This is a genomic window from Paenibacillus phoenicis (assembly GCF_034718895.1).
In the GTDB taxonomy this organism is placed as follows: Bacteria; Bacillota; Bacilli; order Paenibacillales; family Paenibacillaceae; genus Fontibacillus; species Fontibacillus phoenicis.
Genome location: NZ_JAYERP010000001.1, coordinates 4,113,473 through 4,137,320 on the forward strand (window position 1 = coordinate 4,113,473; position 23,848 = coordinate 4,137,320).

General features: G+C 54.7%; 23 protein-coding genes. 17 read left to right on the forward strand and 6 right to left on the reverse strand.

Going from position 1 to position 23,848, the window contains the following annotated elements; all coding sequences use genetic code 11:
- Positions 1-112: 112 nt before the first annotated feature.
- From U9M73_RS19440 to U9M73_RS19495, 12 genes are all read left to right on the forward strand, one after another.
- Positions 113-1,249, forward strand: a complete 1,137-nt coding sequence (locus U9M73_RS19440; protein WP_323078649.1) for an ABC transporter substrate-binding protein — start codon at positions 113-115, stop codon at positions 1,247-1,249.
- A gap of 95 nt (positions 1,250-1,344) precedes the next feature.
- Positions 1,345-2,265, forward strand: coding sequence for an ABC transporter permease (locus tag U9M73_RS19445; protein WP_323078651.1), 921 nt, complete (start codon positions 1,345-1,347; stop codon positions 2,263-2,265).
- Positions 2,265-3,074: an ABC transporter permease gene (locus tag U9M73_RS19450; protein WP_009223793.1), complete on the forward strand. Its 810-nt coding sequence runs from the start codon at positions 2,265-2,267 to the stop codon at positions 3,072-3,074. The genes U9M73_RS19445 and U9M73_RS19450 overlap by 1 nt, the downstream gene beginning before the upstream one ends.
- Positions 3,071-4,114 (forward strand): ABC transporter ATP-binding protein, encoded by a 1,044-nt coding sequence (locus U9M73_RS19455; protein WP_009223794.1) that lies wholly within the window; start codon positions 3,071-3,073, stop codon positions 4,112-4,114. Before U9M73_RS19450 ends, U9M73_RS19455 begins: the two co-directional genes overlap by 4 nt.
- Before the next feature lie 5 nt (positions 4,115-4,119).
- Positions 4,120-4,908, forward strand: coding sequence for a DeoR/GlpR family DNA-binding transcription regulator (locus U9M73_RS19460; RefSeq protein ID WP_260070106.1), 789 nt, complete (start codon positions 4,120-4,122; stop codon positions 4,906-4,908).
- A 16-nt stretch (positions 4,909-4,924) separates the two neighbouring features.
- Positions 4,925-5,761, forward strand: a complete 837-nt coding sequence (locus U9M73_RS19465) for an alkaline phosphatase family protein (protein WP_323078654.1) — start codon at positions 4,925-4,927, stop codon at positions 5,759-5,761.
- 17 nt (positions 5,762-5,778) lie between these two features.
- Positions 5,779-6,798 (forward strand): PHP domain-containing protein, encoded by a 1,020-nt coding sequence (locus tag U9M73_RS19470; protein ID WP_323078655.1) that lies wholly within the window; start codon positions 5,779-5,781, stop codon positions 6,796-6,798.
- Positions 6,799-6,875: 77 nt separating this feature from the next.
- Positions 6,876-7,025 (forward strand): hypothetical protein, encoded by a 150-nt coding sequence (locus U9M73_RS19475; protein WP_009223798.1) that lies wholly within the window; start codon positions 6,876-6,878, stop codon positions 7,023-7,025.
- A gap of 183 nt (positions 7,026-7,208) precedes the next feature.
- Complete coding sequence (locus U9M73_RS19480; RefSeq protein ID WP_174844467.1) at positions 7,209-7,898, forward strand: PspA/IM30 family protein; 690 nt, start codon at positions 7,209-7,211, stop codon at positions 7,896-7,898.
- A 40-nt stretch (positions 7,899-7,938) separates the two neighbouring features.
- On the forward strand, positions 7,939-8,970 hold the full coding sequence (locus tag U9M73_RS19485) for a TFIIB-type zinc ribbon-containing protein (RefSeq protein ID WP_028538570.1): 1,032 nt from the start codon (positions 7,939-7,941) through the stop codon (positions 8,968-8,970).
- A complete protein-coding gene (locus tag U9M73_RS19490) occupies positions 8,967-9,770 on the forward strand; it encodes a TPM domain-containing protein (protein ID WP_085169381.1) in 804 nt (267 codons plus the stop codon). The genes U9M73_RS19485 and U9M73_RS19490 overlap by 4 nt, the downstream gene beginning before the upstream one ends.
- A 21-nt stretch (positions 9,771-9,791) precedes the next feature.
- Positions 9,792-10,826 (forward strand): SPFH domain-containing protein, encoded by a 1,035-nt coding sequence (locus tag U9M73_RS19495; protein ID WP_009223802.1) that lies wholly within the window; start codon positions 9,792-9,794, stop codon positions 10,824-10,826.
- 62 nt (positions 10,827-10,888) lie between these two features.
- Here the strand turns inward: U9M73_RS19495 and mscL are convergent, their stop codons facing one another.
- Together mscL and U9M73_RS19505 are read right to left on the reverse strand one after the other, a co-directional pair.
- Positions 10,889-11,284, reverse strand: coding sequence for a large conductance mechanosensitive channel protein MscL (mscL, locus tag U9M73_RS19500; protein WP_009223803.1), 396 nt, complete (start codon positions 11,282-11,284; stop codon positions 10,889-10,891).
- A gap of 383 nt (positions 11,285-11,667) precedes the next feature.
- Positions 11,668-12,576: a DMT family transporter gene (locus U9M73_RS19505; protein WP_260070102.1), complete on the reverse strand. Its 909-nt coding sequence runs from the start codon at positions 12,574-12,576 to the stop codon at positions 11,668-11,670.
- A 190-nt stretch (positions 12,577-12,766) separates the two neighbouring features.
- Here U9M73_RS19505 and U9M73_RS19510 point away from each other — a divergent pair, with 190 nt between their 5' ends.
- Positions 12,767-12,955, forward strand: coding sequence for a hypothetical protein (locus tag U9M73_RS19510; RefSeq protein WP_036644358.1), 189 nt, complete (start codon positions 12,767-12,769; stop codon positions 12,953-12,955).
- A gap of 57 nt (positions 12,956-13,012) precedes the next feature.
- On the opposite strand, the gene U9M73_RS19515 is transcribed toward U9M73_RS19510, so the two are convergent.
- Positions 13,013-13,699, reverse strand: coding sequence for a hypothetical protein (locus U9M73_RS19515; RefSeq protein WP_323078660.1), 687 nt, complete (start codon positions 13,697-13,699; stop codon positions 13,013-13,015).
- A gap of 198 nt (positions 13,700-13,897) precedes the next feature.
- On the opposite strand from U9M73_RS19515, the gene U9M73_RS19520 reads away from it, so the two are divergent.
- Entirely contained in the window at positions 13,898-14,110 is a 213-nt protein-coding gene (locus U9M73_RS19520) for a DUF378 domain-containing protein (protein ID WP_009223806.1), read from the forward strand.
- Positions 14,111-14,163: 53 nt separating this feature from the next.
- On the opposite strand, the gene U9M73_RS19525 is transcribed toward U9M73_RS19520, so the two are convergent.
- The 3 genes from U9M73_RS19525 to U9M73_RS19535 all read right to left on the reverse strand — a co-directional run bounded on the left by U9M73_RS19525 (position 14,164) and on the right by U9M73_RS19535 (position 18,541).
- Complete coding sequence (locus U9M73_RS19525; protein WP_323078663.1) at positions 14,164-14,832, reverse strand: SGNH/GDSL hydrolase family protein; 669 nt, start codon at positions 14,830-14,832, stop codon at positions 14,164-14,166.
- A 129-nt stretch (positions 14,833-14,961) separates the two neighbouring features.
- A complete protein-coding gene (locus tag U9M73_RS19530) occupies positions 14,962-16,797 on the reverse strand; it encodes an ABC transporter ATP-binding protein (RefSeq protein ID WP_323078665.1) in 1,836 nt (611 codons plus the stop codon).
- A complete protein-coding gene (locus tag U9M73_RS19535; RefSeq protein WP_323078666.1) occupies positions 16,787-18,541 on the reverse strand; it encodes an ABC transporter ATP-binding protein in 1,755 nt (584 codons plus the stop codon). Before U9M73_RS19535 ends, U9M73_RS19530 begins: the two co-directional genes overlap by 11 nt.
- Positions 18,542-18,856: 315 nt before the next feature.
- Between U9M73_RS19535 and U9M73_RS19540 the strand changes: the two genes are divergently transcribed.
- The 3 genes from U9M73_RS19540 (at position 18,857) to U9M73_RS19550 (ending at position 23,744) form a co-directional block, all read left to right on the forward strand.
- Complete coding sequence (locus tag U9M73_RS19540) at positions 18,857-20,695, forward strand: cache domain-containing sensor histidine kinase (RefSeq protein ID WP_323078667.1); 1,839 nt, start codon at positions 18,857-18,859, stop codon at positions 20,693-20,695.
- A complete protein-coding gene (locus U9M73_RS19545; protein WP_036644364.1) occupies positions 20,695-22,293 on the forward strand; it encodes a response regulator in 1,599 nt (532 codons plus the stop codon). The genes U9M73_RS19540 and U9M73_RS19545 overlap by 1 nt, the downstream gene beginning before the upstream one ends.
- A gap of 113 nt (positions 22,294-22,406) precedes the next feature.
- The gene (locus tag U9M73_RS19550; RefSeq protein ID WP_323078670.1) at positions 22,407-23,744 is read left to right on the forward strand and encodes an ABC transporter substrate-binding protein; all 1,338 of its coding nucleotides are present in this window, start codon (positions 22,407-22,409) and stop codon (positions 23,742-23,744) included.
- Positions 23,745-23,848: the final 104 nt, after the last annotated feature.

Sequence of the window (23,848 nt, forward strand, 5' to 3'; positions counted from 1 at the left end):
CGCCATCTCCATTAATCCAGCGTAAACAGTCAAAACCTATACTCTTCTTGGGTCGAAATCAACAGAAATACATAGCGAACCCACAATAATCCACAGGGAGTGCATAGAAACCATGAAATTCGGATTAAAGAGGCAGTTAGCGCTGGGTCTGGTTTTATCCTTGTTTGTATTGATGCTGGCCGCTTGTGGTGCAGGGGGCAACGGAGGCAACGGGAGTAACGCAGCTGCAACGGATACAAGCGGGGCGGCGCAGGCGGAAGAGCTCTCGCTGGCCGATCTGGAAGCGAGGGCCAAAGAAGAAGGTTCCGTCGTGAGCGTTGGCATGCCGGACACATGGGCGAACTGGAAAGATACGTGGTCGGATCTGAAAACGAAGTATTCGTTGGATCACACGGATACGGATATGTCGAGCGCCGAAGAGATCGCCAAATTCGAAGCGGAGAAGGATAAGCCGACCGCGGACATCGGTGACGTCGGTATCGCATTTGGTCCGGTTGCGGTGGATAAGGGCGTAACTCAACCGTACAAAACCTCGTACTGGGACGAGATCCCGGATTGGGCCAAGGACAAGGACGGCCACTGGGTCGTAGGTTACCAAGGTTCCATCGCATTCTTCACGAACACGGACCTGGTCAAAAATCCGCCGCAAAGCTGGGAAGACCTGAAGAACGACGACTACAAAATCATTGTTGGCGATGTGACCAAAGCTGCGCAAGCGCAAATGGCCGTGCTGGCGGCCGCCATCGCCTACGGCGGGGACGAGACAAACATCGAGCCGGGGATTGCTTACTTCGAAGACTTGGCGAAAAAAGGCCGCTTGTCCAGTGCGGAAGCTTCGCTGGCCAACATCGAAAAGGGCGAAGTGCAAGTGACCCTGTTCTGGGACTTCAATGCCCTGAACTACCGCGATCAACTGGGCGGCGCGGACAAGTTTAACGTGGCGATTCCGAAGGAAGGCAGCGTGGTCAGCGGCTACGCCACGATCATCAACAAATACGCGCCGCATCCGAACGCCGCCAAGCTGACGCGGGAATACATCTTGAGCGATGCCGGCCAAATCAACCTGGCGAAGGGCTATGCCCGTCCGATCCGCGATAGCGTGCAGCTTCCGGAAGACGTTGCTGCCAAGCTGCTGCCGACTGAGGCCTATGCCAATGTGAAACCGGTCAGCGACTACAAGGCCTGGGAAGAAACGGCGAAGAAGCTGCCGCAGCTGTGGCAGGAGCGCGTGCTCGTTCATATGAACTAATCGGGCAAATCACGGGCCCGTGTTCAACCATTTGAAGGGGTGCGTCAAACGTTTTGGACGGGAGGCGCCCCTTTTTTTAACAAGGAGGGTGTGGCGTGAAGCGGAAAAATCGCCGGTATTTGCTTGGGCTCGTTCCTTTCGTCGTCATGGTGGCCCTGTTCCAGCTGGTGCCAATCGTGTCGATGATTACGGGAAGCGTCAGCATGGAGGACGGCGCCGGAATGACGTTGGGGTATTACACCCGAATTTTTCAAAGCGAGTATTATCTCAAAGCGATTCAGAACAGCTTGCTGATTTCGGTCTTTTCAAGCGTGATCGGGATTGCCGTTGGATTGGCCTGCGCTTACGCGGTGACGCGATTTGCACCGAGGATGCGGGACCGTCTGATCATGGTGTCCAATATGACATCGAATTTCGCCGGCGTACCGCTCGCCTTCGCGTACATTATTCTGCTGGGGAGTAACGGGGTATTTACTTTGCTCTTTAAGCAGTGGGGCTGGGACGTGCTTGCCGGTTTTAACTTATACAGCTGGTCGGGGCTGGTGCTGGTGTATGTCTATTTCCAGGTTCCCCTGGCTTTATTGCTGCTGTACCCTTCGTTTTACGGCATTCGTGAGCAATGGAAAGAGGCGGCATCGCTGCTGGGCGCAAGTCCTTGGCAGTTTTGGAGAACGATCGGGATTCCGGTACTGCTGCCAGCCGTGTTCGGTACGCTGGGGATTTTATTCGCGAATGCCATGGGTGCTTACGCGACTGCTTATGCCCTCGTCGGAAGTAACTTCAACCTGCTCGCCGTACGGATTGGCAACCTGGTTTCCGGTGACGTTGTAACCGAGCCGCAGCTGGGGAATGCGCTGGCAGTAATCCTAGGCCTGTCGACGCTATTGGCGGTGTATCTGAACCACAAGATGACTCAGCGGCTGCACCGGTTCCAACCCGGCTCGGCGGAACAGAAGGTCCGCAATCAGCGAAAATGGACAAAGCTGAAGTCGCCTGCGCTGAAGGAGGAATTGTGATGCAGACTTCAAGCAAAAAAGCAGGCTGGGCCCCGCGCACCCTGATGTCGCTGCTCATGATTTACTTGCTGCTTCCCTTGCTGGCAACGATGATCTACGCGTTTGCGAAAGAGTGGCAAGCAACCCTTCTGCCGGAAAGCTGGACGCTGGAATGGTTTGGTGAGATGTTTCAGGATGCGCGTTTTCTGGATGCGTTATGGAAGTCGCTGTACCTCTGCGCGATCAGCATCGTGCTTAGCCTAGCCGTCATGCTGCCGGCAGTGTTCATTATCACCGTCTATTTGCCCCGGATGGAGAGCTTCATGAAGGGAATTGTCGTGCTTCCTTATGCTGTGCCCGGCGTCGTTGCCGCAGTGGGGCTGATCCGAGCGTATTCCTCCGGCCCGATGAATATTTCGGGGACCGCTTATATTTTGATCGGCGCGTATTTCGTCATCGTCCTGCCTTATATGTATCAGGGTATCCGCAACAGCCTGCTCACCGTATCGGCACCAGAGCTGCTGAATGCCGCGGAGATGCTGGGCGCCGGCCGCATAAAGGCGTTTGTGACCGTGATTTTGCCAAACATCTGGCCGGGGGTGGTGACGTCGACGCTGCTGTCTTTTTCCGTCCTCTTTGGGGAGTTTGTCATGACGAACATGCTGGTGGGCGGTCATATTCAGACGATCCAGGTGTATTTGTCGCGGCGGATGAATGAAAGCGGGCATTTGGCCAGCGCGATTGCGATTTCGTATTTTTTGTTTATTCTGGCGTTGTCCATGGTCTTGATGAAGCTCGGCAAACAAGTAAACAGGGGGATTTCGGAATGAAGCCATATCTGAAGCTGGAAGGGATCCGTAAGCAGTTCGGATCGGCGGCGGTGCTGAATCGTGTGAATTTAGATATCCGCGAAGGGGAGCTGGTTACGCTGCTCGGGCCTTCGGGTTGCGGAAAAAGCACGCTCTTGCGCTGCATCGCCGGCCTGACGGAGATCGACGAAGGGCAGATCTGGCTGGACGATAAGGACATCGTCAACCTGCCTCCCCGCAGTCGGGAGATCGGCATGGTGTTCCAATCGTACGCCTTGTTCCCGAATTTGACGGTCCGCGAAAATATCGAATACGGCATGCGGATGCGCGGCATGGCCAAGGAAGCACGCCGCCAGAGATCCAGCGAACTGCTCGAGCTCATCGATTTGACCGATAAGCGGGACGCTTATCCCGCACAGCTGTCGGGGGGACAGCAGCAGCGCGTAGCGCTCGCCCGTTCCCTGGCCGTCCGTCCGAAGGTGCTGCTGTTGGATGAGCCGCTCAGCGCGCTTGATGCGAAAATTCGCAAAAATCTGCGCACAGAAATCCGCGAGATTCAGAAGCAATTCAACATGACCACGATCTTCGTCACGCACGATCAGGAAGAAGCGTTAACCTTGTCCGACCGGGTCTGCCTGATGAACCAGGGGAATATCATACAGCAAGGGACCCCGGAGGAGTTGTACGCCAAGCCCGCAACGGAGTTCGTTGCGCGGTTCATGGGCAGCTATAACGTGCTGACGCGGGCCGAAGCGTTACGGCTATTCGGCACGGTGCCCGGCGATGCGGAGAGTTACGCCATCCGGCCGGAGGCGCTCTCGCTTATTGGACCGGAGCAAGCGGCTGACCCGGCCCATGCGGGCAAGCCCATCGTGGAGGGCAACGTTCACTCGGCATCGATCCTCGGCAACGTTATTCGTTACGCCATCGATGCCGCCGGCATCCGCCTGACGGTGGATGTGCTGAACGATGGACGCTCTCGGCGGTTCGAGGAGAACCGCCCTGTCACCCTCGTTATGGATCACGCGCAATTGCTGCAGCTAGAGAAGGAAGGGGCTTAGGCAAGTTGTCAATTTCATCTGAGGAGCGCAAGCGCGTCATTATGGAGCAGTTGAAGCAGGAGGGACAGGTGAAGGTCCCGGAGCTGTCGCATCGTTTTACCGTATCGGAGGAGACCGTGCGCCGCGATTTGATCCTGTTGGAGAAAGAAGGTTTGGCTAAAAGAGTCTACGGCGGTGCGGTCCTCCCCAAATTGACCAGCTACGAGCCGCCGTATTTGCAGCGCCAGAAGGACAAGGCGGAGGAGAAGGAGCGGATCGGCCGCGCTGCTGCCGAGCTGATCGAATCTGGGGACACCATCGCCATCGACATCGGGACGACAACGCTGGAGATGGCCAAGGCGATCGCCGGCCGGGAGCGGCTGACGATCCTGACGAACTCGCTGGCGGTGGCGTATCACCTGATGGAGTCGCTGAATGGCGGGAGGTTTTCCGGGAAGATTTTTGTGGTCGGCGGGGAATTAAATCCGGAGCAGCAGTCGTTATCGGGGACAATTGGCGAGCACATTCTGTCGCAATTCCGGGTCGACAAGGCGTTTATCTCCATTGGCGGAATATCCTTGGAGCGGGGGATCAGCGATTATGACGTCGATGAAACGGGCATGTCGCGCCGGATGATCGAGGCGGCATCCCGTACGATTGTGCTGGCTGATGCGTCAAAGCTGGGCAAGGAAGCATTCGTGGAGATCGCGCCGCTGAGCCAAGTACACGCCATTGTCAGCGACGTTGCCGCCCCGAAGGAATGGCTGCAGAAGCTGCGCGGCCATCGCATTCAATGGATCGAGGCCACTAACTGAAGGGAGAGAGAGATGGATGTCATTCGCAAAGGCAGAAGCAGAAGCCAAGAAGCTCGTTGTGGTTGTGCTGGATGGATTAAGATATGATGCGGCCCGCAAGTATCTCGGGTATATGGAGCATCTTGTAGAGCAAGGGGAGGCGGCCTGCTATCAAGTGCAGTCGCAGCTGCCGAGCCTATCGCGCCCGCTCTATGAAGTGCTGCTGACCGGTACGCCGGTGACCCGAAACGGCATTACGGCGAACCATATCAGCAGGCTAAGCCGGGAGCAAAGCGTGTTTCACCTTGCCGTCGCCGCGGGATTACGAACGGCTGCCGCCGCGTACCACTGGGTCAGTGAGCTGTACAACCGCGCGCCGTTTAACCCGGTGACCGACCGGCATCAACATGACGAGAAGCAGCCGATACAGCACGGGATTTTTTATTTCGAGGATCACTATCCAGACAGCCATCTGTTCCTTGATGCGGAGCATTTGCGCACAACGTACGACCCCAACTTCCTGTATATCCATTCGATGAACATCGACGATATGGGGCATAAGCACGGCGGGGAAAGCAAGCAGTATGAGGGCGCCGTCCGGACGGTGGATGGGATTCTGGCTACGCTGGTACCGCTGTGGAGATCGCAAGGGTATGAGATTATCGTCACATCCGATCACGGGATGAACGCGATGGGGCAACACGGCGGCACTCAGCCGGAGGAGCGCAACGTTCCGCTGTATGTGTTTGGTGAGCTGCCGATTCCTTCGCCGAAGCTCCAGGGCGATCAGGGGCTGTCACAGCTCTACTTGGCTCCGCTGATGTGCCATTATCTAGGAATCGAGCCTTCCGAGGCCATGGTGAAATGGGAGTAGACAGGAGGAGTTTGCGGATGAAGGTTGATATGCATTTTCATCTGGAGGAAGGTCCGTATTCCTTGCGCTGGCTTTCGCGTACACTGCAAGGGTTGGCGGCGACCGAGCCGGGGCCGGATCCGGCCTTGGGGCATCATACGATCGAATATGCCGAGGAAATGACAAAGCTGTTGTCCCGGCGGATGGAGAAGGGATGTTATAGCGAAGAGTGGTTGGATCGCTACTTGATCCGGGGACGCGAACGCGGAATTCAGGAGTTTGGCGTCGTTGATCATTTATACCGGTTCCGGGAGTGTCGGCCATATTACGAAAAACACATGCTGCTGGACGACAGCCGGGTTGGCAAGCTGCAACGGGCCTGGTTGGATCAGGTGTGCGTAGCTTCCATCCAGGATTTCGTTGACTTTGTGACGGAAGCGAAGAAGACGCGGCCCGATCTCGCGCTTGGCATCGAGGCGGATTTCTTCCCCGGCGGCGAAGCGGAGTTGGGCGAAATTTTGGCGGGTTATGATTGGGATTACGTGATTGGCTCGGTGCATTTCCTGGAAGGATGGGGGTTCGACAATCCGGAGGCCAAGACAGGCTTCGACGGCCGGGACCCCGTGCAAACGTACGCAGATTATTATGAATTGCTGCGGCAGGCCTGCGTCTCAGGGTTGTTTCACATCATCGCGCACCCGGATAACTTGAAGGTGTTTGGGTTCCGGCCGGCCGATGAGAAGAAGCTGCTGCCGTATTACCGGAGCATCGCCAAGGAAATGGCGCGAAGCGGCGTAGCCACGGAGATCAATACCGGTCTCGCATACCGCTATCCTATCGCGGAGAGTTGCCCAAGCCCATTGTTCCTGTCCGTATTAGCCCATTACGGGGTCCCGTTGACGTTATCCTCGGACGCTCATTTTCCGGACGATATCGGTACGCTGCTTGATACGGCCTTGGCCGATGCGATCGATCAGGGATACAAGGAGATGGCAGTGTTTCGAGACGGGAAGCGGCGGATGGTGCCGATCTTCGCAAATCACACAGCGGCCAAGTAGGGGGCTTGCCAACCTCGCCTGCATAGAACCACGCTTTTCCGCGCAAGTTACCTAAAAAACAGGGAGGAGCGTGCATCATGCAGCAAGATTACGTATTCACGGATCTGGAAGGCCGGGAGTCGTTAGTTCAGGAGATTCGGAAGCTGGAAGAAAAAATCGAGCAGTCCATCGGAGAGAAGGTCAATCTGATCGCATATTCCGAGAAAAAAGAGCAGCCAAATCACTAGAACGCCATTTGCGAATTTGAGGATCGGTTGATCCCATGGTTCATGCGGTCTGCGATAACGCTTGTACGGGATAGCGCCCTTAGGGGCGTTTTTATTTTGCCCTGCCTTTGGTACCGCAATGAAACCAATCGGTTGGATCTGATGTATTATTAAGTAAGTGACCAACTGAAGGAGGGACGGGAAGTGGGGATGTTGTCGAGATTTAAAGATGTGATGCGGTCGAATCTTTCCGCCATGCTGGAGGGTTCGCAGGATCCGGCGGCGACGGTGGATGAATACCTGCGTCAATTACGGCTGGATTTAGGGCAGGTCAAGGCGGAGTCAGCTGCGGTTCAGGCGGCGGAAGACCGGGCGAATCGCGCGCTGGACGAATGCGCCGAGGAAGTCCGGAAGCTGCAGCGGTATGCGGAGAAGGCGGTGGAATCGGGCGATGAATCTGCCGCGCTAAAATTCCTGGAGCGGAAGGCGAAGCAGGCGGAACGGCTGCAGGAGCTGCAGACGGCCTATGAGCAAGCAGCGAATCAGGCCGCCCAGATGAAGCAGATGGAGGAGAGGCTGGTCTCCGATCTGCAGAAGCTGGAAGCGCGGCAAGCGACGCTTAAGAGCAAGCTGGCAGAGGCCGCTGCGTTGAACAAGGCCCAGGCTGCTGGGGGAACAGAAGCGGCGCTTCGCGAGCTGGAGGCGAAGGCCGATCAAGCGTTGAATGAAGCGATGGCTTTGGCGGAGCTTCGGGCGGGATCGCAGGAAGACGATCTGGACGCTATCTTCGCGGAGCTGGAGAAGAGCAATGCTGCGGGAGCGAAGCCGGAGGAAGCAACAGCATCGACTCCTGAAGATGAACTAGCGGCGCTCAAGGCGAAATTAAATAAATGAGCTACCTGAACTTGATTTTGGATGGATTGAGGTGAACGATTTGCCGGTCATTGAATACAAATGTCCGAGCTGCGGCAGCGGCATGACGTTTGACAGCACAACAGGTATGCTGTCCTGTCCAAGCTGCGGTCGCAAGGACAACATCGAGCAACTTCCCGACCCATTGAAGCAACAGGTGTTCACGGAGGACGAGGTTCGGGAATACCACTGCGAAAGCTGCGGGGCGGTCATCGTAACGGAGCCGGAAACCAGCGCAACGACGTGCAGCTTTTGCGGTTCCGCTGTGGTGCTTAGCGATCGCCTGACCGGGAAGCTGGCGCCGCAGCAGGTGATCCCTTTTGCGATCAGCAAGGAAGAAGCGATGGCGGCTTTCAAGAAATGGTGCCGAAAAGGGCTGCTTACGCCCCGCGGCTTCATGACCGCGAACCGCATCCAGGGGATTACCGGAATGTACGTGCCGTTCTGGCTGTACGATTTGCTGAACAATATCGATGTTCGCGGCCGAGGAACGAAGGTAAGAAGCTATCGCCGAGGCGATTATCAATATACCGAAACCGATCATTACGAGTTTTACCGGAGAATTCGGCTGAATTATGTCCGGCTGCCGATCGATGCCTCGGCGAAGATGGACGATGAGCTGATGGATAAGCTGGAGCCTTTTCCCTACGACCAATTAAAGACGTTTAAGACGCCATATCTTGCGGGATACATTGCTGAAAAATACAACTATACCAGCGAGCAGCTTACCCCGAGAGCTCGGGAAAAAACGATGCCTTATATCGAATCCTATATTTCTTCAACCGTTTCCGAATACACGACGGTAAGCTACGCGGACAAACAGATCGATACGACGGTCAAACGAGCGAATTATGTGCTGCTTCCGGTCTGGATGGTCTATTACAACTACAAGGGGAAGCAGTACACGTTCGCGATGAACGGCCAAACAGGCAAAGTGGTCGGAAAGCCGCCGCTAAGCAAAGGGAAAATGGCGGCATGGTTTGCCGGCGTTTCGGCCCTCTCTTTTGTTGGACTTAAAATATTGGCCTGGCTGTGGGGAGGCGTATTCTTATGAACAAGCGATGGGTCGTGGTGTACTCGTTGCTGCTCTTGATCATGCTAAATATGCTGACCCCGTTAACGGCTCAGGCTGAATCGCCGCTTGCGAATAAGCAGCTGATTTATGACGAGGCCGAACTTCTCTCTCCGGGAGAAATTGAAGACCTAAACGCGTTGGCGAATGAATATGGGCCCAAAAGAGAGCTCGACATCATCATCTATACCACGGACAATCCTGAAGGCGAGGATGTTGTGAAGCTGACGGAGGATTTCTACGATGAACGGGCTCCGGGTTACGACAAACCGCATGGCAACGCCGTGATTTTGACGTTGGATATGCTGAACCGGGATCTATATCTGGCAGGGTTCTATAAAGGGGAGAAATACCTGGACGACAGCCGTTTGGACAAAATCCGCAACAAGATTACCCCGATGCTGTCCGCAGGCGATTATCACGGTGCGTTTGCAGAATACATACGCACGGCCTACCGGTACGCGGAGTTTCGGCCGGGGGTGAATCCGGATAACCCGCTGTTCAACACCGGCATTCAGCTTGTGATTGCACTGGTGATCGGGGCGGGGGTCGTCTTCATGATGGCGTTCCGAAGCGGCGGTCGGATCACGGTGAGCGGTCGTACCTATGAGGATTCGGCCAATTCTGGCGTCATTTGGCGACAAGACAATTATCTGCATACGACGGTAACGAAGACGAAGATTGAGAGCAGCAACAGCGGCGGCGGTGGCAGCAGTGGAGGTGGCGGCGGCGGTACAACCAGCGGCGGACACTCCCATAGCGGAAGCCGAGGATCATTTTAAAGGAAGGGGCAGGAAGAGCTGATGAGTTTTTTTAAGAGCCAATTTGCCAATGTCGTGGAGTGGGAAGAATTCCGGGACGACATGATTTTCTGGAAATGGAGCAACCGTGAAATTAAAAAAGGGAGTAAGCTGATCATCCGCTCGGGGCAGGACGCGATTTTTATGAATAACGGGAAAATCGAGGGGATTTTTAAGGAGGAAGGCGAATATAACATTGCCTCGGAGATCGTGCCGTTCCTGTCCACGCTGAAGGGGTTTAAGTTCGGCTTCAACAGCGGGATGCGGGTTGAGGTGTTGTTCGTCAATACAAAGGAGTTTACCGTCCGGTGGGGCACGCAAAATCCGGTGTTAATCCCTACGCCGCAGCTCCCCGGGGGGATGCCGATTCGTGCGAACGGCACGTTTAACTTCAAGGTCAACGACTATGTGACCTTAATCGATAAGATTGCAGGGGTCAAGCAAAGCTATTTGGTGGAGGACGTCAAGCTTCGGATCACCTCCGTGCTCGATCAACTGCTGATGAAGTGGATTAGCCGGGAAGGCAAAGATATGTTTAATCTGCAGGCTAACGCCGCGGAGATCGCACGAGGCATTCGGGAAGACCTCGATATGCAGGTCATGGACGACGGGTTGGCCATCACAGGCTTCCAGGTGATGAGCTTCAGTTATCCGAAGGAAATTCAGGAGATGATCACGAAGACGGCGTCGCATGAAATGATCGGCAATTTAGCGAAATACCAGCAGGTCAGCATGACGGACGGCATCGCCTCAGGCAAGGTGCAAGGCGGCGGGGCCGCTTCGGATATGGCGGGGATGATGATGGGGATGAACCTGGCCAAGGAAATGATGAAAAACCTGAATCCGGAACCGGGTCAGGGGAAAGATCATCCGCAGCCGCAGTCCCAGTCGCAAAACTCGGGGGCGAGCCAACCGTCGCAACCTGCAGCGCCTTCCGCCTCGGAAGCGGACTCTAAGCGGCCGAACTTCTGTCCCAACTGCGGGAATAAGAACGAAGGCGCGAACTTCTGTCCGAATTGCGGGCAGAAGCTGGTGTAGGCGCATACGAGAAAACCCGCCTAAGCATAAACGGCTCGGGCGGGTTTTTGGCTTCAAAGGAGTCACTTCTCCTCCAACGCTCTTTGCTTTAACAAATCACGGATTTCGGCCAGCAGCACCTCTTCTTTGGAAGGGGCGGGCGGCGCTTCGGACTTGGGCTCCTCTTTCTCTTTGCGTCTCAGTTTGTTGATACCCTTGACGAAGAGGAAGATGGAGAAGGAGACAATAAAGAAATCGATGACGGTTTGCAGGAAAGCTCCGTATTTCAACACCGTGTCTCCGTATTGAAACTGTAACTCTTTCAAGTTAATACCGCCTACCAGCAACCCGATAACCGGCATCAGCATGTCGTTGACCAGGGAAGTCACGATGTTTCCGAAGGCGGCACCAATAATCACCCCGATGGCCAGATCAAGCACGTTCCCTTTGAGCGCAAAGGCTTTAAATTCCTTCCACATGATGGAGTACCTCGCATTCGGCATAATATTAGCAGTATACCATAAGCGAACCGGAGGTAGTCCATAGGAGGGAAGGCAGGGTGTTCTAACGGACACTAGAGACGTTAATAGGGAGCCATCGGGGACTTCTGGAACGTAACGGACAGAGATGACGTTATTTCAGGGTAGTCACCGTGAATTGCAGCTCTCCAAGCCGAATAAGGCCCGTGAAGTCCGTTACACTGGGAAATACCCGGGAAATGTGCGAATAAGGTCATTACGGTCCGTTACGTGTTAAGGCAAGCAGTTACAGCAATAGCTACTGCGGCCAACTCGTTACGCGGCCCCTCACTCAGCCCCTCACTCGGCCCGATGCTCGCCTTGCCGAGGTCCCGCGCCTCACCCTACAGCTCGTCCGCCAAGCCAAGCAAGGCGATCCCCGCCAGCACGAGTACGATGACTGCATATTGCAGCCGGCTGAGCCGTTCTTTAAGGAACAGGCGGGATAAAATCACCGAGAAGACGCTGTACGAAGCGATCAGCGGAGCCGCCACGATGGCGTTGCTGGCCATAGCGAATACGTAGAAGAACTGGCCGGCCGTCTCGAAGATCGCGGCAACGCCTTTGACGCGTTCTCTCCAGAGGTTGAACCGCTGTTTTTTGACCGCAACCAAGTAGATATAGACCACCGCAGCACACAGGAAAAACGTGAACTCGTAAGCCAGAAGTGCAGCATCTTCCCCAATCAGCTTCAGCTCGTCCAGATAAATGCCGTCGGCAAACGTGCCTAAGCCGTCAAGCAGACAGTACAGCAGCGGAAAGGTGATCGCCATCACGCCGATTTGATATTTGGCGTTAAGGTTCTCAGTCCCGGATTTCAGAGCCATTCGCTCTTCCTGCTTCTCCAGAATGGCCAGCCCTACAACGCCGAAGGTAATGATCGCTACCCCTGTAATGTCCATCCATCCGAGATCATGGGGGAAGAACAGATACAGCAGGATCGCTGTCACCGCCCCGGACGAGTTCTGTACCGGCGATGCGATGGAAAGCTCGATGTACCGGAGCCCGAAGTAGCCGATCGCCATCGATAAGATGTACAGCGCCGATACCGGCAAATAACGAATCATATCGATCGGATCAAAGGACAGCCCTTGGATCAACAGATAGGCTGTGCCGTGAATCCCCATCACCAGACCCACCATGACGACGATTTTCAGATGACTGAACGGGTCCCGGCTGTCGCTGCCTTTTTTATAGAACAGATCGGCACTCCCCCAAGCTAGAGACGTCAGTAGTGCAAATAGAAACCACATGTCTTTGCTCCTTCCATGAAAATAACAATCTTACTGATTATACAAACCAGCCTGCGGGGAGTGTCTATGAAAAAACTTACCGTGAGCCGGCCGCACCCCGTAAAAATGCAAACGCTCTCTACTTATGGTAAAATGCTACTAACATGAAATCATAGATTCGTTGAAAATAAAGGGGCAGGAGTGTCGCGGTATGAGAGGATATAACTTGTGGCGGCCGGTATTTTTGATCTTGATCGCGCTGCTGACCAACGGTTTGGTGACGAACCTTTGCATCTTGTTTGGAATGTCGACTGAAGCTGCCGGGAATATCGGATTCGTGGCGATGATGCTCGCCGCTTTGATCGTGTATACCCGATTTTCGAAGAACCGCCGCAAGTAATAGACAAAGAGACGCAGGATTTGCGTCTCTTTGTTGTTTGGAGCCATTCCTAATAGGTCAGACCATCAAGGCTTTGATGCCGTTAAACAACGGGATAATCGATTTGATGGCGTTATAGCCCATCTTCATCAGGGGCACGTATTTTTGCACTTTTTGCACCATTCCGAGAATGGCTGGCCGGCGGGGTCTTTCCAAAGGAGAGGTCTCCGTGTTTTGCTCCTGCGTTCCGCCGGAGTCTCCGTTTGATCCGCCAAAGCCAATTAACCCGGGTCTCCGCGGACGCCCTGGCCCTCCAGCGAAGCCATAGCCAAAGGGTCCGGGGCCGGGTCTTCCTGGAATTCCACTAAAGCCATAATAACCTCCGGGTCTTCCCCAACCTCCGTTAAAGCTTCCGCCATAGCTCAGTTCCCGGGGTCTACCCCAATTGCCGCCAGGGCCATATCCCATGGGCACGCCGCCTAAACCCCAGCCGACGCTGGGACGAATGCCCTCGACGAAGCGGGGATCCCTTGGGAAGCCACTGTCAAATGGCTGCTGGATGGCCGATGACCGTGCTTTTTTGCTGCGGGCTGCCGTTTTTTTCTTCGTTTTCTTCTTGCCGCGCGGGGGCACGGAGAGAAGCAGGCCGTTCGGATCCAGCCCGGCGATCCATCCGATATAAGAACGCCCGTCTTGCAATACCACGCGAACCGGCTGGCCCTTCAGCTGTTTCGCACGTTTGCGAATGTTTGCCGAACTTGCCATGCAAGGATCACCTCGGTGCTAAAATTTTTACGGTAGACGTTTTGCTCGATATATCTTACTTCCGAATTTGGTGCGCTGCCTGTGCTTGTTCCTCAGTTTTTGGCCCGTTTCGTGATATTTGCCGGCACCTGAATAAATTTTGGGCAACTTGGAAATTTAACTAATGAATAAAAAATTCGACCGAGGAGTTGGCCCGGAATGAAAACGTTAAACGCAATAGCGCTCGCACTACTGATTGTGGGCGGATTAAACTGGCTGTTGGTGGGGCTCTTTCAATATGACTTAGTGGCAGGCATTTTCGGCGGGCAAGATTCGACCATGTCGCGGATCATCTACACGCTCGTCGGCATTTGCGCCATCTATGCGTTTAAGTTCTTCAACGATGTCACGGACGATGAAGTCGCCAGATAAGCCGGGGAATCCGTGGAAGTATGCGGGAAGTCCGGGATGCGGGAGCATCCCGGCTATTTTTTCTTCGAAGACACATTGGTTTTAGGAAAAAGATAGGGCGCAAGGCCGCTCGCAATCACCCGATGCCCCCGATTGTTCGGATGAATCGGCAGCGTTCCGCCGAGGATGTCCTCCAATTGGCCTCCTCGGTACCCGTCGATCAGTTCAGCTTGCTTCCCTTCGAACCATTTGTGCGCCGGTGCGACTTTGGCGCCGTAAGCGGCGGCGATGCCATGGGTCGTCTGGTTCAGGCGGCCGATCCACTCGACGGCAAGTGAACTGCTCGGGAACGGGTTGTACTGCGTGCAGCATACGATCCGGGCGGAGCTGGTTTTGCGGATACGCTCCAGGATGGCGCTCAGATTCCGGCGGAATTGGAAGAGCAGCTCCATATTCGGAAACGGACCGCCATTCACAAGCGGCGTAATCGCCGAATTTGCCAAATCGACGCCGCCAATCCAGACCGATACGACAGAGGAGCGTCTAATCATGTCCGAGCCTTGCCACAGCACGGCGTCCAGCAGATTGCTGCTGGTCCAGCCGGACCGGGCTAATACATAACCCCGGATAGGCCGGGGGTTAGAGCGATTATAATCCGATACGATCAACTGAGGATAGGCCAGCCGCGGCGAGGAAGCGTTATCGCCATACGTAATGGAATCCCCAAGTGCGGTGTAAATCATCTCCAGGTCACCCACCTAAGATAGACTTTACAACTATAGTATTGCGAACAAGGTGGGGAGGTGCAGGTTATAAAAAAGGGCTGGCCCGATTCCATTCGGACCAGCCCTTAGGCATGATACCTGATAGATTTACCTGCGCGGCGCTAGCTGCTGCAACTCCACACGACCTTGCCGTGAGTGGCGTACCAGCTCCGCATAGTAGCCGCCGCGGGCCAGCAACGTTTCGTGCGTGCCCTGCTCGGCGATCCGACCGCTTTGGATCACGAGGATGCGGTCAGCGTGCTGGACGGTGGACAGCCGGTGCGCGATGACCAGCGTTGTCCGGCCAGCCGACACCACGCTTAAGGCATTCTGGATCAACAGCTCGGTTTGGGAATCCAGGTTCGCCGTCGCTTCATCGAGAATGAGGATTTTCGGACGGAAGACCAGGATCCGTGCGAAGGAGATCAACTGGCGCTCTCCGGCGGACAGTCCGCTGCCCCGATTGGACAACCGGGTGTCGTAGCCGTCCTTCAGCCGCGTGATCATGGGCTCTGCGCCGATGCGCCGGCAGGCCTCGATCACTTCTTCGCGGCTGATGTCTTCGCGGAAGAGGCGGACGTTGTCAATAATGGACCCGGCGAACAAGAACGGGTCCTGCTGCACCAGTCCGACGATGCGATGCAGCGAGGCTTGCGGCAGGCGGCGGATGTCCGTGCCGTCGATTTCGACGCTGCCATCGTCTACGTCATAGAACCGCGTCAGCAGGTTTACCAGGGAGCTCTTGCCTGCGCCGGTCGTGCCTACGATGCCGATGAACTCTCCTTCTCGCACATGAAGGTCGAGGCCATGAAGCACCTCCTGGCCTTCCGTGTATGAGAAGCGGATGTGATTGAAATCGATCCGCCCGCGAACCGCCTGGGCCTGCAACGTCTTGGCTTCCTCCGGCGCAGGGTCTTTCACCTCCGGCTCAGCGGAGAAGATTCGCCACAGGCGATCTACCGATACGATGGTGGACTGCAGCGTATTCCACTGCTGGGTAATCTGGTTGATTGGTTGAAAGAATTGGCGGATATAGCTGATGAAGGCGTACAGCACACCAAATTCGATGCGATGGCCCAGCACCGCGAAGCCGCCGATCCAAACGACGAAGGCCACCGACAAATTGCCAAGCACATCAAAGGAACGGTTAAACAGGACCGTGGCCTGCACTTCCCGCAGATTCGCCTTCAAATAAGCGGTGTTCCGCTCCCCGAAGCGGGATGTTTGCTCCCCTTCTTGATGGAACGACTGAATCAAGCTCATCCCGCTCAGATTTTCGGCCGTAAACGCGATGAGCCGGGACAGCAGCGAGCGGGCCCGCTGATAGCTGGTGCGCAAATACTTGCGGAAGGCGATCGCAATGACCGTGATGATTGGAAAGAGAATTAAACAATATAAGGCCAGCTCGACATCTAGCGCAAACATAAAGACGACAACCAAGATGAGCGATAATCCGTCGCGGACCAGACTCAACAGCACCTGGGTAAAAAACTGGTTGATCGTCTCTGTATCACTTGACTCATTCGTGACGAGGCCGCCAGCCGAGTTGCGATCGAAGAAGGACATCGACTGCCTTGTGATCTGTTTAAACAGGTCTTTGCGCAGCAAGGCGACGATGCTTTGCCCGGCCCGTTGCAGCAGGTTTGCCTGCCAATAAGAGAACACGCCGCTCACCGCCTCAAGCGCGAGGTAGGCCAAAGCGAGGCCAAGCAGGATGCTTGGTCCGTGTACGCCAAACAGTACCTTCTCATCGATGGCATATTTGATCAGGAACGGCTGCAGCAAGTCAGCGGAAATGGCCAGAAATGCAAAGCCAAACACGGCGAGGAACGCTTTCCGGTGCGGTTTGGCATAGGCGAGCAGCGCCGCAAACGCCTTCCGCCGTTGCTCCGGAGTCACCTCGTATTTCCTGCGGGTATCGGCCGTTTCGGAATTAGTTGACATCGCGATCGTCTCCTTCCTGCAGGTGATGCAGGTCAGCGTACAAGCCCCCGGCTTGCAGCAGCTGCTCATGCGTTCCTTGCTCGGCAATCCGCCCGTCGTCCAGCACGAGAATGCGGTCGGCATGTTTCACCGCACTGATGCGGTGGGCGATGATCAGCGTTGTTTTTCCCTTACGGACTTCCTGCAGATTGGAGAGGATACGCGTCTCCGTTACGGAATCTACCGCACTGACGCTGTCGTCGAGCAGCAGGATCGGAGCGTCCTTGATCAGCCCTCGGGCCAAGCTGGTCCGCTGGCGCTGCCCGCCGGACAACGTCAAGCCGCGTTCGCCCAGCTCGGTATCAAACCGCTTCGGGAATTTTATAACGTTGTCATAGAGATCCGCCAGCCTTGAGGCATCCTCCACTTTGCGCAGCTCGGAGGTTCGGTCGAAGAAGGCGATGTTGTCGCGGAGCGTCGTGCTGAACAGGAAACCGTCCTGCGGCACGTAGGCAATCCGGGTACGCAGGCTCTCCAGCCTCAAGCTTCGGATATCGCGGCCGCCGATGAAGATCGTGCCGCGGGGAGGATCGTATACCCGCAGCAGCAGCTTGACGAGCGTCGTTTTACCGCTGCCGGTCCGGCCCACGATACCCAGCGTTTCTCCGGGGTTGAGCCGGAGATGAATGTCCTGCAGTGAGGCGCGGGCAGCGTCCGGATAGGTGAAGGTCAATCCGCGGATCTCGATGCTGAGGCTGCGCGGATCCTCCGGCAGCGGCAGGGCCCCGGTTTCATCGTAGATGTCCGGCTTCATAGACAGCAGGTGGTTCAGCCGGTCAAGTGAAGCACGCGCACGCTGCATGAAGTTAATCACGTTGCCGATGAGCCGAAGCGGGTTCATTATCATCCGCAGGTATAAGGTTAAGGCAACAAAATTGCCGAGCGACAGCTCGCCACGCGAGACGAGCAGGCCGCCGTAAGCGATGGCCACGGCCATGGAAACCGCGCCGGTAAACGGCAGCAGCACCTGAAATAGCGAGCTCATCCGGACCAGCGACAGCTGGCTGCTTAGGATGCGGTCCACGGTTTGCCCAAACCGGGCGCGGGCAATCTCTTCGGTCGCGAAGCTCTTCGTCACTTTGATGCCTTCAAATTGTTCTTCCGCGGCTTCCGTCATCGCTGCAAGCGACTCCTGCACCTTCCGCGAGTTATCGCGGATTTTGGGGCCGAATCCGCTTACGATAAACGGGATCGCAAGCAGCGGCAAAACACATACCACGATCAAAAGCGCCGGAATATCGCTGACTGTCATCATCGTAATGACGGAGATCAACAACACCGACGCATTGGTTAATTGGTTCAACCCGTTGGCGATCGACTCCCGCACGCCGGTGACGTCATTCATCACGTAGCTGAGCAGCTTGCCGATCCCGTGTTTCGAGAAGAACGCTTCGCTTAATTGAGTAAAATGCCGAAACAACTGGTTCCGGGCACGAAATTCGAACATTCGCCCCAGGCGATGATTCATGTACTGCCCGAATCCGAAGCACAGGCCATAAGCGACGGCGATGGCAGCCAGAGTCAGCGCGTATCGGCCCACTCCGCTTCTCGTCAGCCCGCCTTGCTGGAGGTGATCCGTAAAATCCCCCAGGACCTTCGGGAAATACGAATACGTCACATTGGCGGCCGTCAGACATAGCGCAGCCGTCAAATACAGCGGAAAATGCGACTTCATGTGGCTAAGCAACAAGGTTTTTCCCCGCATCGGGCATCCCGTCCTTTCCCAGAAAAGGTTATTGTTATTCTTCGACCTCCTTGTATTCAGTCTCAGCTTTTTAATCATACTGCGAATTTCCAGATCCATCAAACCGTTGGACACGTTATTTTGTATATTTATGCATTGAAGATGCAGGTGTAGAGCGGGGAGGAAGAAGGTTAGGATAAAAGTAGGAGGCTATGCTACAATACGAAGGCAAATAACAAAGAAATAGCAGGAAGTTGTCAACAATCCCCCCTTTTCAAAGACATTCGATATGCTATGTTAGGTTCATATCCCCATGAATAAAGAAGGTCGTTTCCTATGAAAAGACTAAATGTTCCTTCCCGCTCGATTCGGGGGAAGATCTTGGTCTCTTTTTTTGTTTGCATCGTGATTCCAATCGTAACGATTTTTTATTACTACTATACGTCGTCGAGTCGTGTCGTCATGGACGAAGCCCGGCGCGGCAATGAAGAAGCGCTGCGTCAGGTGGTCGGCAATATGGACGATCTGAGTGAACGGGTGCTGAAGGCTTCCAACTTAATTATGAACGACCCGGAATTTAACGAATTTCTGGAGTCGGAGGCGGACTGGGAGACGAATTACATGTCCCTGCGACGTTATAACAACATTCAGCAAAAATTGGTTAATATTCGCGACATCCTGCTGGACAGCAATGCGATCATCGCGGTGATCGACGACCGGGGCTACGTGCATTCGACGGCTTACGGGCCCAATAACCGCAGTAGAGAGAAGGAGCTGCTCCATAAGCTAAGCGAAGAGTCGTGGGCGGAATTAACGAGGGCGCGCAAAGGCTGGCCAGTTTGGCAATATCCGTATACCGGGGAAATCAGCAAGCTGACCGACTTAAACGAGCCTTATTTCACGATGAGCCGCCGGATCATTGGGAGGCAGCAAGAAGGGGAGGACCTGCTCATGATTGGGATTCCCAGCTCGGCCTTTTTTGGGAATCTTCCGGCGCAGACGAAGGGCGGCGGGAGCTTCTTGCTGACGGATGGGGAAGGCCGCCTGCTTGGCGGAGCCTCGCCGCTAAACGATGAACAAACGACAAAGCTGCTGGAAAAGATTCGAAGTGCCGACACGCGTCAGGCTCAAGAGGGAGCGGCTTCGTTTGGCGATTACTCTGTAAACCGCGAGGAAATCCCTCGGCTGGGTTGGCAGGTGATCCAGCTCATTCCGCAGACGCTGTACCAGCAGAGGCTGGGCGGCCTGCGCAACCAATCGATCCTCTGGCTGATGGGCGCCTCGATTCTGTTTTCCATCGTGTTCATTTACTTTATGATTCGCTTCACGAAGCCTTTGCAACAGTTAGTCCGCTCGATGAACAAGCTAGGCGATGGCGACCTGCAGGCCTATGTGGAAGTGAATGGAGACGACGAAATTGCGATCGTTGGCAAGCACTATAATCGAATGCTAACGCGATTACAGCAGTTAATTGATCGGCTGTCCAAGGAGCAGCAACGCAAGGAGGAAGCTCGGTTTCAGGCGCTACAAGCGCAAATCAACCCGCATTTCCTGTTCAACACGCTCAACTCCATTAAGTGGATGGCCGCTTTGTCCGGCGCAGAGCATGTGGGCAAAATGATTACCAATTTGGGCCGACTGCTGGAATATACGATGAAAACACAGCAAGAGGTTGTCACCCTGGAGGAGGAATTAACCTATCTGAAGGTGTACCTTGATCTGCAAAAAATTCGCTTCCATGATAATGTCCAGTTCGAGGTGGATGTGCCGGATGAGCTCAGGTCCAACGCGATTCTGAAATTCACCCTGCAGCCGATCGTCGAAAATGCCATCATCCATGGCAGGCGGACGCCGCTTGCCATCGGCATTCAAGGCGAGGAGACGGAGCAAAAATTAGTGCTGACGGTCTCCGACAACGGCGTAGGGATCGCTGAGGCGAAACTGAAAGAACTGTCCAGTCAGTTGAACCAGGACCATTCGAGATACAGCGGTATTGGCATCTATAACGTGAATGAACGTATCAAGCTGCACTTCGGACAAGACTTCGGCCTGGAAATGAGCAGCATGATTGGGGAAGGAACTCGCGTCAAGATCCGGCTTCCGCGGTTGGATCGCCAGGCTCTTGCGGATGAGAATCCCTTCTCCCGCGATGCGGATCGAAAGGAGAACGATTGATGATTAAAGTATTGATTGTCGATGATGAAATCCTCGTGCGTATCGGGTTAAAGACGATCATTCCTTGGGAAGACAATGGCTTTGAATTGATTGGGGAGGCCGCCAACGGGGAGGAAGCGCTAAGGCTGCTGAAAGACAATCCCTGCGACATCGTCCTGACTGATATCCGAATGCCCGGGTGTGACGGGCTGCAGCTGATGGAAGAGATCCGTAAGCTGTCGCCGCGAACGAAATGCTTGATTCTCTCCAACCACAACGATTTCGAATACGTCCAGAGGGCGTTGCGGCTTGGGGCGGCCGACTATATCCTCAAGCTAACGATGGAGCCCTCAGAATTAATGGATAAGCTCAACTCCATGAAGGAGATGATCCGCCAGGAAGCGGAGCAGTCGCTGGAGACTTCGCGATTGCAAGTCAAGGTCAGTAAATACAGCAGGGAAGCCAAGGAGAAGCGGCTGAGAGAACTCTTAATCAAACGGCAAGGCACGCGCGCCGAAGTGGAAGAAATGATGCAGGAGTTTGGCTTGCGTGCCTACGAGCCGCCGATTTACGTGATCAGCCTTCGGCTGGATCGGTATCCGAAGGTGCTGGAGGAGAACAATTTCCGCAGCGAGCACTTACTGCATTACACGGTTGCCAACATCCTCAGCGAGGTGTTCAAAAAATATTCCGATGGCGAACTGCTCGACATGGGAGACGGGCTGTTTACGATCCTGACCGACCGCTATCAGGAAGCGATGGTTCGGGAGATGCAGGATGCCGTGTCCACCTTCCTGAAGCTGTCAGCCAGCGTGGGGGTATCCAGTCCGTTTGAGGATATTCTGGACCTGCATCAAGCTTACGACCAAGCGGAGAAAGCCCTCGCATACCGTTTTTACGTCGGGACGGAAGCTTTGGTGTATTTTGACCGTATCCATTACGCCGAACCGGACGCCAGTTCAGCGCCGTGGCTTCAGGAGCAATGGGAGAAGTTGTTGGACATTCGCGACGAGGCAGCACTGTTGGATTATCTGGACCGGTGGTACCGTTCCGTTCTAGATGGTCCCAAATTGTCACCGGATGTCGAGCGGGAAAATTGGGTGCACTGGATCCATCTGATGGACGGCTTTGCCCGACGGCTTGGCGGGGACCTGTATTCGGCTCCGCTGCACGAGGAGATGTATCCGTATTCTGCCGTGCGCAGCCTGGAGACGTTGGAGGATATCTACTTGTGGTGCAGAGGCTGGCTGCCGATGTATCTCAATTATATTCGGTCGCTTTCCCATCAGCATGTCCGCCCGGAGATCCAGGTTGTTCTGGATGTCATCAGCAAGCAGTACAACCAGCCGCTGAAGGTATCAGAGCTGGCTAAGCTCGTCGGGTTTACGGAGAACTACCTGAGCATCCTGTTCAAGAAAGAGACCGGGCAAACGATCATGGACCATCTCACCCGAATCCGCATGGACCGGGCCCGGGAGCTGCTGAAGGACCAAACCTATAAAATCTATGAAATCTCCGAGATGGTCGGGTACGGGGATTCGAACTACTTCAGCAAGCAATTCAAGCGAATGGAGGGGGTGTATCCCCTCGAATTCCGCAGGTTGTATCTGGGGAAATAGATTCGATAAGAATTACCCTGTTTTGCCGAGGATTACGCCATGTTCTCCCCGGACAGGCTTTGTTACTTTATTCATAGCAAGAGAAACAATCCACAACCTGGGGGGACTTAGGAATGAAGCAATGGTTGAAAGGCGTTATGTCCTTGGCATTGGCAGCTACCATCGTAGTTACCGGTTGCTCCAATGGCAAGGAGAACGCAAATAGCAACACTGATGCAGGCGGCAATGGAGGCAGCAGCGTCGTGAACTTGACTGTTTGGGGAGCGGTTCCAGAAGAGAATGGTCCGCAAACCGTCATCGACAAGTGGAACGCAGCTCATCCTGACATTCAAGTAAAATACGTGCGTTACATCAACGACGATTCCGGCAATACGAAGCTGGATACCGCACTGATGATGCAAAGCGACGCGCCTGATATTTTCTTCAGCTATGGGGAGAACAATCTGTTCCGCCGTGAAAATTCCGGTATGACAGCTCCGCTGGATGAGTTGATCAGCGCGCAAGGGTTTGACGTGGACGGCGTGATTGGCAGCGAAAACCTGCTGAAATACAATGATCAAATCCACTACCTGCCGGCTTATAAAAACATCGACTTCGTGGTGTTGAACAAATCAGCTTTGGATGAAATCGGCGAACCTGTACCAACGGACTGGACTTGGGACGATTTCGCTGACTTGGCCCTCAAGCTGAATAAGGACGGCCGTAAGGGCGCGTTTGTTACACCGGGTGCAGATTTGCTGATCGGCAAATTTACGCTGGTGTCCAGCCAACCGAAGGATTCCTTCTATAACGCGGAAGGCTTGTCGAACTTCAACAACCCGGCGATGAAGAAGGGCTTGGAAATTCAGAAGAAGCTGTATGATGAAGGCGCTATGGTGAGCTGGGGCGAAGGCATCGCCAACAAGCTGGATCCGGCAAACGAACTGCTGACGGGCAAGGCGGCGATGGTATACGGCGGCGCTTGGATGATGAGAAGCTTGAAGGATACGGACACTTGGCCGCGCGACTTCGCTGTAGCGTTCGCTCCGGCTCCGCAATACGAAAAAGGTACCAACGTCAACAACGGCGGCATGAACGATTTCATGTCCATCAATAACAACAGTGCCCATAAGGAAGAAGCGTTCCAATTCATCTCCTGGTATCTGCAAGAAGGCAATATGGACATGATTCCGGGCGGACGCATTCCGACGAACAAAACGGCCGATTTCGATCAAGTGACTCAGATGATCGTAGGCGACAAGCAGGACGTGATCGATCAGGAATCGTTGGGGAATGTGCTGAAGGCGAATTACACGTTTGCGGTTCGCGAGAAAGCGACGGCGTTCCCGCAAATCACCACGATCACTAAGGAAGAAGCGGAGAAATATTTCATGAATCAGCAATCGGTGGACGAGACGCTTAAAGCGATGCAAGAGCGCGCCGACAAAGTGATCCAATCCGAAAGCAAATAATTCATATCGCAAGACAAGACAAGGCAAGGAACCCCAACCGGGCTCCTTGTCTTTTTATATTTTAGGAGAGAATTCTTGACTTCCCCCTGCTATTTCTTTGGGCG

What these genes read in the sequence shown, in the direction of transcription:
- U9M73_RS19440 (WP_323078649.1), top strand. Translation starts at nt 113, where the DNA reads ATGAAATTCGGATTAAAGAGGCAGTTAGCGCTGGGTCTGGTTTTATCC.
- U9M73_RS19450 (WP_009223793.1), top strand. Translation starts at nt 2,265, where the DNA reads ATGCAGACTTCAAGCAAAAAAGCAGGCTGGGCCCCGCGCACCCTGATG.
- U9M73_RS19455 (WP_009223794.1), top strand. Translation starts at nt 3,071, where the DNA reads ATGAAGCCATATCTGAAGCTGGAAGGGATCCGTAAGCAGTTCGGATCG.
- U9M73_RS19465 (WP_323078654.1), top strand. Translation starts at nt 4,925, where the DNA reads ATGTCATTCGCAAAGGCAGAAGCAGAAGCCAAGAAGCTCGTTGTGGTT.
- U9M73_RS19470 (WP_323078655.1), top strand. Translation starts at nt 5,779, where the DNA reads ATGAAGGTTGATATGCATTTTCATCTGGAGGAAGGTCCGTATTCCTTG.
- U9M73_RS19475 (WP_009223798.1), top strand. Translation starts at nt 6,876, where the DNA reads ATGCAGCAAGATTACGTATTCACGGATCTGGAAGGCCGGGAGTCGTTA.
- U9M73_RS19490 (WP_085169381.1), top strand. Translation starts at nt 8,967, where the DNA reads ATGAACAAGCGATGGGTCGTGGTGTACTCGTTGCTGCTCTTGATCATG.
- U9M73_RS19495 (WP_009223802.1), top strand. Translation starts at nt 9,792, where the DNA reads ATGAGTTTTTTTAAGAGCCAATTTGCCAATGTCGTGGAGTGGGAAGAA.
- mscL (WP_009223803.1), bottom strand. Translation starts at nt 11,284, where the DNA reads ATGTGGAAGGAATTTAAAGCCTTTGCGCTCAAAGGGAACGTGCTTGAT.
- U9M73_RS19505 (WP_260070102.1), bottom strand. Translation starts at nt 12,576, where the DNA reads ATGTGGTTTCTATTTGCACTACTGACGTCTCTAGCTTGGGGGAGTGCC.
- U9M73_RS19510 (WP_036644358.1), top strand. Translation starts at nt 12,767, where the DNA reads ATGAGAGGATATAACTTGTGGCGGCCGGTATTTTTGATCTTGATCGCG.
- U9M73_RS19515 (WP_323078660.1), bottom strand. Translation starts at nt 13,699, where the DNA reads ATGGCAAGTTCGGCAAACATTCGCAAACGTGCGAAACAGCTGAAGGGC.
- U9M73_RS19520 (WP_009223806.1), top strand. Translation starts at nt 13,898, where the DNA reads ATGAAAACGTTAAACGCAATAGCGCTCGCACTACTGATTGTGGGCGGA.
- U9M73_RS19525 (WP_323078663.1), bottom strand. Translation starts at nt 14,832, where the DNA reads ATGATTTACACCGCACTTGGGGATTCCATTACGTATGGCGATAACGCT.
- U9M73_RS19530 (WP_323078665.1), bottom strand. Translation starts at nt 16,797, where the DNA reads ATGTCAACTAATTCCGAAACGGCCGATACCCGCAGGAAATACGAGGTG.
- U9M73_RS19535 (WP_323078666.1), bottom strand. Translation starts at nt 18,541, where the DNA reads ATGCGGGGAAAAACCTTGTTGCTTAGCCACATGAAGTCGCATTTTCCG.
- U9M73_RS19540 (WP_323078667.1), top strand. Translation starts at nt 18,857, where the DNA reads ATGAAAAGACTAAATGTTCCTTCCCGCTCGATTCGGGGGAAGATCTTG.
- U9M73_RS19545 (WP_036644364.1), top strand. Translation starts at nt 20,695, where the DNA reads ATGATTAAAGTATTGATTGTCGATGATGAAATCCTCGTGCGTATCGGG.
- U9M73_RS19550 (WP_323078670.1), top strand. Translation starts at nt 22,407, where the DNA reads ATGAAGCAATGGTTGAAAGGCGTTATGTCCTTGGCATTGGCAGCTACC.